The sequence below is a fragment of the Pleomorphomonas carboxyditropha genome (genome assembly GCF_002770725.1).
In the GTDB taxonomy this organism is placed as follows: Bacteria; Pseudomonadota; Alphaproteobacteria; order Rhizobiales; family Pleomorphomonadaceae; genus Pleomorphomonas; species Pleomorphomonas carboxyditropha.
Genome location: NZ_NQVN01000001.1, coordinates 893,346 through 906,503, shown reverse-complemented (window position 1 = coordinate 906,503; position 13,158 = coordinate 893,346). Strand labels below are relative to the sequence as shown.

12 protein-coding genes and 1 tRNA gene are annotated in these 13,158 nt (G+C 65.1%); 6 read left to right on the top strand and 7 right to left on the bottom strand.

The features are described from left to right. Window positions 1-6 precede the first annotated feature (6 nt). The 3 genes from CJ014_RS04345 to araC all read right to left on the bottom strand — a co-directional run bounded on the left by CJ014_RS04345 (window position 7) and on the right by araC (window position 3,510). Window positions 7-1,047 carry a UDP-glucose--hexose-1-phosphate uridylyltransferase gene (locus tag CJ014_RS04345; protein ID WP_100079249.1) on the bottom strand — a complete coding sequence of 347 codons (1,041 nt, stop codon included), beginning with the start codon at window positions 1,045-1,047 and terminating at the stop codon, window positions 7-9. A gap of 111 nt (window positions 1,048-1,158) precedes the next feature. Continuing rightward, complete coding sequence (locus tag CJ014_RS04340) at window positions 1,159-2,316, bottom strand: galactokinase (RefSeq protein ID WP_100079248.1); 1,158 nt, start codon at window positions 2,314-2,316, stop codon at window positions 1,159-1,161. A 237-nt stretch (window positions 2,317-2,553) separates the two neighbouring features. Then, complete coding sequence (gene araC, locus CJ014_RS04335) at window positions 2,554-3,510, bottom strand: arabinose operon transcriptional regulator AraC (protein ID WP_100079247.1); 957 nt, start codon at window positions 3,508-3,510, stop codon at window positions 2,554-2,556. A 505-nt stretch (window positions 3,511-4,015) separates the two neighbouring features. On the opposite strand from araC, the gene araD reads away from it, so the two are divergent. The 6 genes from araD to CJ014_RS04305 all read left to right on the top strand — a co-directional run bounded on the left by araD (window position 4,016) and on the right by CJ014_RS04305 (window position 9,165). Continuing rightward, on the top strand, window positions 4,016-4,717 hold the full coding sequence (gene araD / locus CJ014_RS04330) for an L-ribulose-5-phosphate 4-epimerase AraD (protein ID WP_100079246.1): 702 nt from the start codon (window positions 4,016-4,018) through the stop codon (window positions 4,715-4,717). 66 nt (window positions 4,718-4,783) lie between these two features. After that, entirely contained in the window at window positions 4,784-6,190 is a 1,407-nt protein-coding gene (locus CJ014_RS04325; protein WP_100079245.1) for an L-fucose/L-arabinose isomerase family protein, read from the top strand. A gap of 192 nt (window positions 6,191-6,382) precedes the next feature. Next, on the top strand, window positions 6,383-7,369 hold the full coding sequence (locus tag CJ014_RS04320) for an aldo/keto reductase (protein ID WP_100079244.1): 987 nt from the start codon (window positions 6,383-6,385) through the stop codon (window positions 7,367-7,369). A 168-nt stretch (window positions 7,370-7,537) separates the two neighbouring features. Further along, window positions 7,538-7,631: transfer RNA gene (locus CJ014_RS04315), tRNA-Ser, on the top strand. Between the two features lie 257 nt (window positions 7,632-7,888). Further along, the gene (locus tag CJ014_RS04310; protein WP_207765658.1) at window positions 7,889-8,230 is read left to right on the top strand and encodes an ArsR/SmtB family transcription factor; all 342 of its coding nucleotides are present in this window, start codon (window positions 7,889-7,891) and stop codon (window positions 8,228-8,230) included. Beyond that, window positions 8,227-9,165, top strand: coding sequence for an SRPBCC family protein (locus CJ014_RS04305; protein WP_100079242.1), 939 nt, complete (start codon window positions 8,227-8,229; stop codon window positions 9,163-9,165). The genes CJ014_RS04310 and CJ014_RS04305 overlap by 4 nt, the downstream gene beginning before the upstream one ends. A gap of 58 nt (window positions 9,166-9,223) precedes the next feature. Here CJ014_RS04305 and CJ014_RS04300 read toward each other — a convergent pair whose 3' ends face one another. From CJ014_RS04300 to CJ014_RS04285, 4 genes are all read right to left on the bottom strand, one after another. Next, the gene (locus CJ014_RS04300; protein WP_100079241.1) at window positions 9,224-9,583 is read right to left on the bottom strand and encodes a DUF488 domain-containing protein; all 360 of its coding nucleotides are present in this window, start codon (window positions 9,581-9,583) and stop codon (window positions 9,224-9,226) included. Window positions 9,584-9,733: 150 nt separating this feature from the next. After that, window positions 9,734-10,576 (bottom strand): N-acyl homoserine lactonase family protein, encoded by an 843-nt coding sequence (locus tag CJ014_RS04295; protein WP_100079240.1) that lies wholly within the window; start codon window positions 10,574-10,576, stop codon window positions 9,734-9,736. 23 nt (window positions 10,577-10,599) lie between these two features. Further along, window positions 10,600-11,595, bottom strand: a complete 996-nt coding sequence (locus CJ014_RS04290) for an ABC transporter permease (protein ID WP_100079239.1) — start codon at window positions 11,593-11,595, stop codon at window positions 10,600-10,602. Continuing rightward, window positions 11,595-13,154 (bottom strand): sugar ABC transporter ATP-binding protein, encoded by a 1,560-nt coding sequence (locus CJ014_RS04285; protein WP_100079238.1) that lies wholly within the window; start codon window positions 13,152-13,154, stop codon window positions 11,595-11,597. Before CJ014_RS04285 ends, CJ014_RS04290 begins: the two co-directional genes overlap by 1 nt. Window positions 13,155-13,158 lie beyond the last annotated feature (4 nt).

Below are 13,158 nucleotides of genomic sequence, written 5' to 3'. Positions count from 1 at the left end.
GACCGCTCAGCGGTCGAGATAATGCACGGTCGGCAGGTCGCGCAGCCGCTGGGCGGCCGTCTCCGGCGTCAGGTCGCGCTGCGGCGAGCCGAGCATCTCGAAGCCGACCATGAATTTCTTCACCGTCGCCGAGCGCAGCAGCGGCGGATAGAAGTGGGCGTGGAACATCCACTCCTCGTGCGCCTCGCCGTCGGTCGGCTTCTGGTGGAAGCCCATCGAATAGGGGAAGGACGTCTCGAACAGGTTGTCGTAGCGGATGGCGATATTGGACAGCGCATCGGCCAGCGAGCCGCGCTCGTCGTCGGTGAACTCGTCGAAGCCGCCGATGCGCCGCTTGGGCAGCACCATGGTCTCGAACGGCCAGATCGCCCAATAGGGCACCAGCACCACGAAGTGATCATTCTGATGGATGATGCGCTCGCCGAGCTTCAGCTCCTTCCCGACGTAGTCGAGCAGCATCGCCCTGCCCTTTTCCTTGAAATAGGCGAGCTGGCGGTCGGTCTCCTTGGCGGTCTCGTTCGGCATGTGCCGGCTCGACCAGATCTGGCCGTGCGGATGCGGCTGCGAGCAGCCCATCACCTCGCCGCGGTTCTCGAAGATCAGCACCGAACCGATATCCGGCTTCGAGCCGAGGTCGATGAACTGCTCGATCCAGGCGTCGACGACGTAGGTGATCTCCTCGACCGACATGCGCGACAGCGTCTGGTCGTGGCGCGGCGAGAAGCACAGCACCCGGCAGAGGCCGGACTCGCCCTCGGCGATCATCAGCCCGTCGTCGTCGCGATAATCGGAAGGCGCGTCGGGCGTCAGCGCCGCGAAGTCGTTGTCGAAGACGAAGGTGTGCTTGTAGTCCGGGTTGCGCTCGCCGTTCATGCGCAGGTTGCCGGTACAGAGGTTGCACTTGGGATCGTGGGCGACGCCGGCGACGGGCGGCAGCTTCTCCACCTGCCCCTGCCAGGGGCGCTTGGCCCGGTGCGGCGACACCAGCACCCATTCGCCCGTAAGCGGGTTGAACCGGCGGTGGGGATGATCGGCGAATGTGTTCATGACTGTTCCGTCCTGGCCGATGGGCCGGTCGGCGACCGGTCGGAACGCCGGGGCGTTCCGGGAATTGGGGGCGGAGCGGCCATGCCGGATATCCGCCCCGCCCTTGTTCACTCAGTCCGTGAGCGGACCGACGCCCTGCTGCGGCGAACAGGCGAAAATAGTCGACTTGAGACCGGTGGCCTTCTCGTAGGCCGCCTTCACGTTTTCCATGAAGATATCCGCCGCGCCGGCCTCGACCAGGCTGACCGTGCAGCCGCCGAAGCCGCCGCCGGTCATCCGCGAGCCGAACACGCCCGGCTGCTTCTGGGCGATGTCCACCAGCACGTCGACCTCTTCGCAGGAGATCTCGTAGTCGTCGCGCATCGAGGTGTGCGACTGGTTCATCAGCGCGCCGAAGCGGCCAAGATCGCCGGCCGCCAGCGCGTCGGCCGCCTCGACCACCCGCTCGTTCTCGCTGACGATGTGGCGGGCGCGGCGATAGGTGACGTCGGAAAGCAACGCCTTGTTGGCTTCGAGGGCGGCGGGCGTCACGTCGCGCAGCGCCTTGATCGGGCCGAGCACCGGCGAGAGCAGGCGAACCGCCTCTTCGCAGGAGGCGCGCCGCTTGTTGTATTCGCCGGACGCCAGTTCGTGATGCACCATCGAGTTGGCGACGACGATGCGGGCGCGCGGGTCGATCGGCACCGGCCGCTTTTCGAGGCTGCGGCAATCGATCATCAGCGCGTGGTCGTGCTGGCCGTTGCAGGAAATGAACTGGTCCATGATGCCGCAGCGCATGCCGACGAATTCGTTCTCGGCCTTCTGGCAGAGCTTGGCCAGTTCGACCTTGTCGATCGGCAACCCGGCGACGGTGAGCAGGCTGTAGCCGATCGACACCTCGAGCGCCGCCGACGACGACAGGCCGGAGCCGACGGGCACCGACGAGGCGATCAGGATGTCGGCGCCCTTCAGCCGCTTGCCGGCGCCGGCCAGCGCCACCGCCACGCCGAACACGTAATCGGTCCAGTCGCGCTTCGGCTGGGGAGCAGGATTGTCCAGATCGAACTCGCGCGTCTCGCCGATCTTGGCCGAGTGGACACGGAGGATTCTGTCTGCGCGCGGCGCCACGGCGGCCCGGGTTTCGTATTCGAGCGCCGCCGGCATGATGAAGCCGTCGTTGTAGTCGGTGTGTTCGCCGATCAGGTTGACGCGCCCCGGCGCCCTGATGAGAAACGGCTCGCTGCCGTAGATATCCTTGAATCCCGCCTTGAGCTCGTCGACGCTGAACATGTTGGCTTCCGCCTCCCGAGGGTCGTGGCCAGCACCCCCTCCGAAACGGTTGCCGGCATGGATGAATGCGCTGGTACGATCGCGCCGCTTCGGGCTCATGCAACGAGGCGACACCCTCTTATAGACAGCATAAAACAACCCGGCAAGCACCGGATGCTTGCGCGCCTTTGCGTATGAAGGCGGAATTCCGCTTCCGTGGCGAGAGCGGAGACGGCCCCACGGCAGAGCGAAATTCGCTTACGACAGCCCTTGCGTGCGGCCGTGCTCGGCCCGGAAGGCCTTCGGGCTGCAACCGGTATAGCGGCGGAACACCCGGCTGAAATAGAGCGGGTCTTCATAGCCGACCTGGGCGGCGATCTGCTTCACCGGGCTCGGCGTCACCAAGAGCAGATGGCAGGCGAACTGGATCACCTGCTCCTCGCGCCACTTCAGGATCGACCGTCCCAGCGTCTGGGTGAACAGGTGGGCGAGACGCGACGGCGACAGGCACACCGCCTGGGCGATTTCCGCCACGGAAAGCGGCCGGTGCAGGTTGTCGGTGACGAACTTGCAGGCCATCAGCAGACGCTGGTCGAAGTGCCCCGGCGGCGCCGTCGCCCGGTCGTTCTTGGCGCAGAGCAGGATGACCCGCTCGAGGAGATTCATCGCCAGTTCCATGGACAAGAGATCGGTGTTGGCCGACCAGCTCGCCACCTCGCCGAACAGCGTCTCCAGCGTCGCCACCAGCGACTTGTCCTCGACCCGCTGCACGAAGAACGCGCCGCGCGCGCCGCGCCAGGACAACCAGCCGCTCCAGAAGGCGCGCGGCTGGAAGTAGATCCAGCGGTGCCACCACTCCGATGCTCCCGGCGCGCGTCCGTAGTCGTGGATCGCCCCCGGCGGGAACAGCACAAGATCACCCGGCTCCACCGTGAAACGGTTCTCGCCGTCGAAAACCTCGCCGCTTCCCTTGACGGTCAGATTGATGATCCAGCCGCGCATGCCGTCCGGCCGCTCGATGCGGAAATCGAGCGGTCCGCCGCGTTCGATCGGCGTGATGCCGGCGACCAGCCGCGTATCGAAATGAAACCCGGGGAACAGCGGCGCGACAAACGGATCGGCCGTCGTCTCACCTTCGGTCTGCAACAGAGACAAACGGCGGATGACGCTTTCGACTTGGGCCGGAGCGGAAAGGGGAGCGGCAGTATCGTCCATGTAAAAAGCTGGATTAGCCCTTTGGGAAGTGGATAGGGCGTACTATAATCCTCCCAATCAAAATGAGCAATAACAGCGGCTTGAATTCGGTCGCCGATAAGGAGGAAGAGGCTGGAGGTTTCGCACGATGTGCGAAATTCGTCCGCATCGCGGCTAACGCTTAAGCGAAACCACGTGACTTCTTCGTGACGCGCCGAGGGGCGTGTTTCCCGAATTTCGGGCGATGCGACGAGACCGAACGCAAACAAAACAACGATCCGGACGGCGGCGCGCCTTGACGGATACGTCCAATGAGACGGTGGTCCCTGGGAGGGGGCGGATGGCCAAGGCGACACGCATGCGATCGGTCTCGATCCCGAGACAGCCGCATTCATCTGGAAACCTACGAAGTCGCCTGCGACTCGCCGCTTATGCGAGACCGGCGCCCGTCGTTGCGTTATCTAGCGCTGTTGGCCGCGGCTCGACTCGCGGCCAGCGTTCCGATTCATGCTGAAGGCAGCCGACAATGAAACTCAAGGAACTCCGCGAACAGGTCTGCGAGGCCAATCTCGAACTCGACCGCCGCAAGATCGTCGTTCACACCTGGGGCAACGTCTCGGGCGTCGACCGCGAGAAGGGCTATATCGTCATCAAGCCGTCGGGCGTCTCCTACGACAAGCTGACCCCCGACAAGCTGGTGGTGGTGGGCCTCGCCGACGGCAAGGTGATCGAGGGTGATCTCAACCCCTCCACCGACACCAAGACGCATCTGGTGCTCTACCGCGCCTTCCCGACCATCGGCGGCGTCACCCACACGCATTCGCCCTATGCCGTCGCATGGGCGCAGGCGCGCAAGGAAATTCCCTGCTTCGGCACCACGCACGCCGACTACTGCCATGGCGCCGTGCCGCTGACGGCGCCGCTGACCGCCGAGGAAGTGGCAGCCGACTACGAGGCCAACACCGGCGAGGCCATCGTCCGCCGCCTCGGCAACGAGAATCCGCTCGCCAAGCCGATGGTGCTGGTGGCCGGTCACGGCCCGTTCACCTGGGGCAAGAACGCCCCGGACTCGGTGCTCAACGCCGTGTTCCTCGAAGAAATCGCCCGCATCGCCACCACCACCGTGACGCTGGCCCCCAATGCGGCGCCGGTCGAGGAATACGTCTCCGAATACCACTACCAGCGCAAGCACGGCCCCGGTGCGTGGTACGGCCAGAAGAAGGCCTGATCGTCCCTTCCGGATCTCGGGCATCGAAGACAAGTCAAGGACAACAATTTTCCAGGAGGCAAGGCAATGTCGCTCAAGGACATCACGAGGAAGCCGAAGATCGGTTTCCTCGGCATCATGCAGGAACTCTACGACAACACGCTGCCGAACATCACCAAGCGGCAGGAAGGCTATGCCCGCGAGGTTTCGGCCCGCCTGACCAGCGTCGCCGACGTGCTTTTCCCCAAGGCCGCCCGCTGCCGTGAAGACATCGAGGACGTGCTGAGGATCTTCGCCGCCGAAAACGTCGACGGCATCATGATCGTCAACCTGACCTACGGTCCGGGCCTGCGCCTCGTCAACGCCTTCCGCGACGTGTCGGCGCCGCTGTTCCTGGCCAACATCCAGCCGGAGCCGCGCGTCACCAAGGCGTGGAACATGGACGACCTCACCTACAACCAGGGCGTCCACGGCGTTCAGGACACGGCCAACTCGCTGATCCACCTCGGCAAGCAGTTCTCGGTCTGGTCGGGCGACTGGAAGGACGAAGAGTTCGTCAAGGCCTTCGACGTGTTCGCCTCGGCCGCCCACGCCGTCGCCGTCATGAAGAAGACCAAGGTGGCCGTGTTCGGCCGCATGCCCGGCATGGGCGACATCCTGACCGACCCGCACACCTTCATGCGCGTCCTTGGCCCGCAGGTCGACCATATCGGCATGGGCTCGGTGGCCGCCGAGATGGACAAGGTCAACACCCAGGAGATCCAGGCCGTCATCGCCTATTGCAAGGCCAACTTCGACCTCGACCCGAAGCTGACCGAGCCGCAGCTCGATGAGGCCGCCAAGATCCAGGTGGCCATCACCAAGGTGCTGGAGGCCGGCGGCTACGACGCCTTCTCGCTCTACTTCAACGAGATCGGCCTCGACGGTCGCTTCAAGCAGACCCACATGATGGCCGCCTCCAACCTGATGGCCGACGGCTACGGCTACGCCGCCGAGGGCGACACCAACTGCGCCTCGCTGATGGTCGCCGCCCGCGCGCTGCAGGCCGATCCGCAGTTCACCGAAATGTACGCCATGGACTTCGAGCTCGATGCGGCTCTGCAGAGCCACATGGGCGAAGGCAACTGGAAGGTCGCCCGCAAGGACAAGAAGCCGCGCCTCATCGACCGTCCGCTCGGCATCGGCGGCCTCGACAACCCGCCGACCGTGCTGTTCCAGGGCGAGCCCGGCCCGGCGACGCTGGTCAGCCTGGTGTCGCTCGGCGCCGACAAGTACCGCCTCGTCGTGTCGCAGGGCGAGATCCTCGACACCGAGGAGCTGCCCACCGTCGAGATGCCCTATTTCTTCTTCAAGCCGGCCACCGGCGTCAGGGAATGCCTCAACGGCTGGCTGAAGAACGGCGGCACGCACCATCAGGTCCTGCACCTCGGCGACACCCGCGCCAAGTGGAAGGCCTATTGCGATCTCGTCGGCATAGAGTACGTCGAGGTCTGATACCCGCTCCTCCCAAGCAAGCGGAACTGGGCCGGCGAAAGCCGGCCCTTTTGTTTGGCCGGAGAGGCCGGCCGGTGATCTCCATTGGCGATGCCGGCCATCGCCAGAAACCATTTGCGCCGGCCCGCCCGAACGGCATTAATCTCCCCTCGAAATCAAAGTCCAAGAGCCAATTATTCGGGGAGAAAAGTCATGCAGTATCGCAAATTCGGCCGCCTGCCGGTCGAGGTGTCCGATATCGGCTTCGGCGCCTGGCAGATCGGCGGCGCCTGGGGCGAGGTGACCGAGGCCGACGGCAGGGCCGCCCTCGAGGCGGCGCTGGAGGCGGGCGTCACCTTCATCGACACCGCCGACGTCTACGGCGACGGCCGTTCCGAGCGGATCATCGCCTCGGTGCTGAAGGAATGGAAAGGCAAGCGGCCCTTCGTCGCCACCAAGGCCGGCCGCCGCCTCGATCCGCATGTCGCCGCCGGCTACACGCCGGACAACATCGAGGCCTTCATCGACCGCAGCCTGAAGAACCTCGACGTCGACACGCTCGACCTCGTGCAGCTCCACTGCCCGCCGACCGAGGTGCTGTACACCCCTGCCCTGTTCCAGGGGCTCGAGGCGATCAAGGCCAAGGGCAAGATCCGCAACTACGGCGTCTCGGTCGAAAAGGTCGAGGAAGCGCTGAAGGCGATCGAATATCCCGGCGTCGTCTCCATCCAGATCATCTACAACATCTTCCGCCAGCGGCCGGACCGGCTGTTCTTCGAGGAGGCGAAGAAGCGCGGCGTCGCCGTCATCGTGCGCGTGCCGCTCGCCTCGGGCCTGCTCTCCGGCAAGATCACGGCGCAGACCAAGTTCGCCGACGACGATCACCGCCTGTTCAATCGCCACGGCGAGGCCTTCGACGTCGGCGAGACCTTCGGCGGCGTGCCCTTCGAGGTCGGCCTGCAAGCGGTCGAGGAGATCCGCCGGCTGGTGCCGGTCGGCCAGAGCATGGCCGCCTTTGCGCTGCGCTGGATCCTGATGGCCGACGCCGTCAGCGTCGTCATCCCGGGCGCCCGCAACGCCGAACAGGCCCGCGGCAACGCCGCCGCCTCCGACCTTCCGGCCATTCCGGCCGACGTGATGGCCGCGACGCGCGAGATCTACGCCCGGCTGGTCGCGCCGCACGTCCACCAGCGCTGGTAAGCCAAGCGGCATCCCTGTTCCTCGCGGCGGAAATCCTCACGATTTCCGCCGCTTGCCCGCTACGCCGGGTTTCGTGCCGCCGCAAGATCGGCCTGGCCGCGCCATATGCGGGTTCCGTGGCGCCGGGGCTTGACCCAGTGCCCCAGAATCTCTAGACAACTTCGCAACGGAGCTGTGGCCGAGAGGCTGAAGGCACTGGTTTGCTAAACCGGCGTACGGGCGTAAACCCGTACCGAGGGTTCGAATCCCTCCGGCTCCGCCACTTTCAAGTGATTGCTAATGAACCTAATAATCTCAATGGTTAGGCCAAGAGCCATTTCGATGTTGGGCGTTTTTACACGTTATAGTTGCTATTCTGATATGCAATCATCTTAGTTGGTACTTAAGAACTATTTTCGCCACTCCCCTCGCAAAAAAGCACCCTCTCTCGCCTGTCCCAACCGCCCGCCAATGCAGGAACACTTAGCAAATTGGCGAAGTTTCCCTTGCGCGATAGGTGCGCGGATGATAGTTAGCAGCATGACTAAGCATCATCCGGAACTTTCGCTGATCTTCCATGCTCTGGCCGATCCGACCCGTCGATCGATCCTGACCCGGCTCGCTGAAAGGCCCGCGCGAGTCACCGATTTGTCCGAACCCACAGGTCTGCGCCTGCCCACGGTGATGCGGCACCTTTCGGTGCTGGAGGAAGCAGGGCTGATCGCCACGTCCAAGGATGGGCGGGTGCGCACCTGCGCCATCGTGCCGGAGGCCTTGGAGCCGGTCCGGACGTGGCTCGACGAACAGCGGGCCATCTGGGAAAGCCGGCTCGGCCGGTTGGATGCATTCGCGATGAGGGCAATGAAGGAGCGCACGGAATGACATCGAAACGCAACCCCGAGCGTATGCCTGCCGCGCCCGATCCTGCGGCAGGCCGCTTTGCGACGCTGACCTTCGAGCGGGATGTAGCCGCGCCATTGCCGGTGCTGTGGCAGGCCTGGACGGCCCCTGCCGCGCGAGCGGTCTGGGCAGCCCCCACTCCCTCGGTCGCCGTGGAGTTTTTGGAGGCTGACACCAGCGTGGGTGGGCGTGAAGTCTCGCTCTGCAAGGTTGAGGGCCAGCCGGACATTCGCTGCGAATGCGGCTGGCTTGAGTTGCAGCCGGCAGAGCGCAGCGTGAACTACGAAGTGGTCTCCTCCGGTGGCGTGAGGCAATCGGCGGCGCTGGTGACGGCTGATTTCTCGGGCACGGGCGAAAGCAGCCGGCTGGTCGTGACGGTGCAGCTTTCCTCGCTGGCCGGGGATATGGAGGCCGGCTACCGACAGGGCTTCGACGCGGGACTGCGCAATCTCGCCGGGGCGGCCGAGCGAACCATGGTGCTGCAACGAATGATACAAGCACCACGAACCGTCGTCTGGAATACCTGGATGAACCCGGAGACGCTGCCGCAATGGTGGGGGCCGGAAGGGTTTTCCTGCCGGACGAAGAGGATCGATCTGCGAACGGGCGGCGAATGGGTGTTCGACATGATCGCCCCGGATGGCACGGTCTTTCCGAACCATCACCTCTATACCAAGGTCCGACCCGAGGAGAGGATCGGTTATACGCTGCTATGGGGCGAGAACGGGCCGAAACATGCCGACGCCTGGGCCTCGTTCGAGGAGCAGGACGGGGCAACCAAAGTGACGCTGGGCATGGTGTTCAGCACAGAGGCCGAGTTTCAGGAGGCGAAAGGTTTCGGCGCGGTCGAGCTGGGCTTGCAAACGCTGGCCAAGCTGGAACGCTGCGTCAAATCCCGACGGGATGCTACGGCTTAGCAGGCTCGCATGGCCCGCCATTTTGGCCAGACAAGTCAGTTCTCGGAACGACCACTTATTAGAGCCGTGCCTCCAGCCAGTCGCGCAGAATAACCGCGTGATTGTGTTCGCGGTCATGGGCTGACGTCAGCAGGGTGACCGGCCCCTTGCGACACCAGTCGAGACAGCGCTCGACCGCGGCGGGATTGGCGGCAAGCTCGGCCTCGTACCGTTCGCGGAATTCCGGCCAGCTCCCGGCATCGGCGTGGAACCATTGGCGCAAGGCGGTGCTGGGCGTCACCTCCTTGGGCCAGTCGTCGGGGCGAAGGCGCGCCTTCGATATCCCCCTGGGCCAAAGCCTATCCACCAGCAGATGCGCCCCGGCCATCGATTCCGGAGGGTCGTAGACCCTTGCCACGATGAGAGGAAAGCGGGCCATGATGCTTCTGGTGCCTCCGTGCCATCCCGACGTCGGTCAGCAACTGTGCTCGCCCGCGGCCCAAAACGCCAGTCGACGTTTTCATAGCCTTGCCGCCGACCTATGCCGGTGGCTTCAAGTCAGCGGGCGGGAAGCCGGCGCCACTGGCTGTCAGGCTGCGCGGACGATCCTGAAGCCGTCGATCTCCTTCACGAGCTCGAAATTCTTCCAGCGGTCGATATCGTGCAGGATGATCACCCGGTCGAGGTCGCCGTCGACGGCCGTCTTGATGCGGTCCATGGTCATCAACTGATCGTAGACGCTGCCCACCGTGTTGTTGAGGGGCACATAGCAACCATCGTGATTGTGCCCGGTGAGATTGACGCGCGAATAGATGCAGTCGCCGGCCACCACCATCGGGCCGCGAGCCGTCTCGAGCACGATGAACTGCTGGCCCATGGTGTGGCCGGGTCCGAGCCGGGCATGCAGGCCCGGCAGGGCGTTCTCCCGGTCGCCGTCGAGAAGCGTCACCCGATGGTCGATCGAGGCGGTGAACATCGCCCGCATGTCGTCGGGGTTGATGATCGCCGTCAGGTAGTCGAACTGCTTGGGAAGCGTCAGCATCTCGTGCCAGGACAGGAGCTCTCTCTTCTGGATGTAGAGGCGGGCGCTGGGGAACTTGTGCACCGAGCCCATGTGGTCGAAATGGGCGTGACTGAGGAAGATGTCGGTGATGTCCTCGGGCTTTACGCCGAGTTCTTCAAGCAAGCGTAGCGGCGAGATCCAGTCCGGCACGCCGAAGCGGACGCTCATCTCCTCGCCGAGGCCTTCGCGCATGAAGCCGGTGTCGACCAGCACGTTGCGGTCGCCGCTGCGCGCGAAGACGAAGGAGAAAGGCGTGTCCATCACGCCCTGATCGTGGGTTCCGTTGATCAGCGAGGCGATCGGCTGGTCCTTGGCCCGCGCATATTCCAGCACGAACACGTCCCAATGGGATGCGGATTGCTGCGACATGTCGTTTCCCTTCAAGACTGGCATCAGCTTTCGGCGATGATGCGGCCAAGGCTCGAAAGCCCGACGGCGACGATCAGGATCGCGCCCTGGAAGATGTATTGGGAGAAGGTTGGCGCCCCGAAGATGTTGAGGCCGTTGAAGCCGAAGGCGATGATCAGCGCCCCGATCAGCGTGCCGACGATGTGGAACTCGCCGTCGCGCAGCGTCGCCGATCCCAGGAACACCGCTGCGAAAGCGGTCATCAGATAGCTGTCGGCGGCGTTGGTGGTGCCGCTGCCGAGGCGGGACGACAGGAGCACGCCGGTCAGCGCCGCGCAGACGCCGGAGATGACGAAGCCGAGCGTCTTGATGCGGGCGACGTCGATGCCGGCGAGGCGGGCGGCGGCCGGGTTGCCGCCGACGGCCTGGATCTCCTGGCCGATCGACGTCCGCTCGACCAGTACCCAGAGGGCGCCGAGCACCACCGCCATGATCAGGATGTTGTTCGGGATGCCGAAGAACCAGCGGCCGAGCGAGATCTGCAGGAAGGCCTCCGGCACGCCGGCGACGATCGGCACGCCAGAGGCATAGGCGAAGGCGAGACCGGTCAGGATGGTGCCGACGCCCAGCGTGGCGATCACCGAGTTGACCTTGAGGCGCGTCACGATCAGGCCGTTGACATAGCCGATCAGCGCGCCGAGCAGCAGCACGATGAGGATGGCGACCGGCACCGGCAACTGATTCGAGACGATGAGGCCCATCACCAGCACGCCGTGCAGGCTGGCGGCAAATCCGACCGACAGGTCGAGCTCGCCGACGATCACCGCCAGCGTCAGTCCGCCGGAGATGATGACGGCGAGCGAGGCCTGGTTGAGAACGTTGGTGAAGTTGATCAGCGTCGGGAAGGCGCGCGGCGACAGCGCCGAGAAGGCGGCGATCATGCCGATGAGGCCGATGATGGTGGCATAGCGGGCGAAGACGCCGAGGGCGAGCCGGGTGCGCGGGCTCAGGCGTCGGGATGCGAAGGTGGCGTCTGACATCAGCGTTTTCCTGACTGTTCCTTGGCCTGATAGCTGGCCTCGATGATGGCGGTTCGCGAGATGGCACCGCCACTGAGTTCCCGGACGATGCGTCCCTCCGCCATCACCAACACGCGGTCGGAGAGATCCGGCAGTTCCTCGGGATCGGAGGAGACGACGATCACCGCCATGCCGTCGTCGGCGAGCTTGCGGATCAGGCGGTGGATCTCGGCGCGGGCGCCGATGTCGACGCCGCGCGTCGGCTCGTCGAGGATGAGGACGCGGGGCTTCTTCAGAAGCCAGCGGCCGATCACCACCTTCTGCTGGTTGCCGCCGCTGAGCTTGCCGACCGCCTTGTCGACACTATCCGTCTTGATGGCCAGATCCCGAATGATCACTTCGGCATGCGTCTTGCGCTTCTGCCCGTCGATCAGCGGCAGCAACGGACTTTTCACGGCCTTCTCGAGATTGGCGAGCAGCGCGTTGAAGGCGATGCTCTTGCTGAGGATCAGCGCTTCGGTGCGCCGTTCCTCCGGCACGAGGCCGACGCCCGCCTTGACCGCCGCCGACGGCGACCGAGGAGCGTAGGGCCGGCCGTCGAGCGTCATGCTGCCGGCATCGAGCCGGTCGGCGCCGAAGATCAGCCGGGCGAGTTCGCTGCGTCCGGCGCCGACCAGGCCGCCGATTCCCAGAACCTCGCCGCGATGCAGGTCGAGGCTGACGTCGCGGACCATCGGCAGCGAAGCGACGTTGCGGACGGACAGCACGACCTCCGTCGCACTCGCCTGTTCGTGGCGGCTTTCGAGCCGCTCGACCTTTCCGCCGACGATCGCCTCGACGAGGCGGCCATGGGCGAGATCGACCCGCTCGAAACCGGCGACCGACCGGCCGTCGCGGAACACGGTGACCCGGTCGCACAGCCGGAGGATTTCGTCGAGCCGATGCGACACGTAGAGGACCGCGACGCCGGAGGCCGAGAGATCCTCGACGATCGTGAACAGCTTTTCCACCTCGCCGGCCGACAGCGAGGCGGTCGGCTCGTCCATCACGATCAGCCGGGCCTTGCGCACCAGGGCGCGGCAGATGTTGACGAGCCAGTTCTCGGCCGTGGACAGGCCGCTGACGTTGGCCGACAGCGGCGCGGTGATGCCGACGCGGGCGGCGATCGGCGCGATTTCACGCGCCGTCGCCTTCCAGTCGACCATTCCGAAGCGTGTCGGCTTCGGAATGCCGAGCGTGATGTTTTCGAGCACTGTCATGCCCGGCACGAAGGCGAGCTCCTGGTGGATGAAGTTCATCCCGAGGTCGGTCGCCGCCGACGGGCCGGGAAGCGACACCGGCCGGCCGTCGACCCTGATCTCGCCGGCATCCGGCAGGACAAGCCCGGCGAGGGTGCGGATCAGGGTGGACTTGCCGGCGCCGTTGGCGCCGACCAGGCCGTGGACTTCGCCGGGGGCGATGTCGATCGAGACGCCCTTGAGCGCCTGAACGCCACCGAAGCTCTTGCTAAGTCCCCTCACGGAGACGAGCGGCAGGGCCGCCGCCTCCGCTTCGGAGCGCGTATCGCTGTGCGTCAGCATCGTT

What these genes read in the sequence shown, in the direction of transcription:
- CJ014_RS04345 (WP_100079249.1), bottom strand. Translation starts at nt 1,047, where the DNA reads ATGAACACATTCGCCGATCATCCCCACCGCCGGTTCAACCCGCTTACG.
- CJ014_RS04340 (WP_100079248.1), bottom strand. Translation starts at nt 2,316, where the DNA reads ATGTTCAGCGTCGACGAGCTCAAGGCGGGATTCAAGGATATCTACGGC.
- araC (WP_100079247.1), bottom strand. Translation starts at nt 3,510, where the DNA reads ATGGACGATACTGCCGCTCCCCTTTCCGCTCCGGCCCAAGTCGAAAGC.
- araD (WP_100079246.1), top strand. Translation starts at nt 4,016, where the DNA reads ATGAAACTCAAGGAACTCCGCGAACAGGTCTGCGAGGCCAATCTCGAA.
- CJ014_RS04325 (WP_100079245.1), top strand. Translation starts at nt 4,784, where the DNA reads ATGTCGCTCAAGGACATCACGAGGAAGCCGAAGATCGGTTTCCTCGGC.
- CJ014_RS04320 (WP_100079244.1), top strand. Translation starts at nt 6,383, where the DNA reads ATGCAGTATCGCAAATTCGGCCGCCTGCCGGTCGAGGTGTCCGATATC.
- CJ014_RS04310 (WP_207765658.1), top strand. Translation starts at nt 7,889, where the DNA reads ATGACTAAGCATCATCCGGAACTTTCGCTGATCTTCCATGCTCTGGCC.
- CJ014_RS04305 (WP_100079242.1), top strand. Translation starts at nt 8,227, where the DNA reads ATGACATCGAAACGCAACCCCGAGCGTATGCCTGCCGCGCCCGATCCT.
- CJ014_RS04300 (WP_100079241.1), bottom strand. Translation starts at nt 9,583, where the DNA reads ATGGCCCGCTTTCCTCTCATCGTGGCAAGGGTCTACGACCCTCCGGAA.
- CJ014_RS04295 (WP_100079240.1), bottom strand. Translation starts at nt 10,576, where the DNA reads ATGTCGCAGCAATCCGCATCCCATTGGGACGTGTTCGTGCTGGAATAT.
- CJ014_RS04290 (WP_100079239.1), bottom strand. Translation starts at nt 11,595, where the DNA reads ATGTCAGACGCCACCTTCGCATCCCGACGCCTGAGCCCGCGCACCCGG.
- CJ014_RS04285 (WP_100079238.1), bottom strand. Translation starts at nt 13,154, where the DNA reads ATGCTGACGCACAGCGATACGCGCTCCGAAGCGGAGGCGGCGGCCCTG.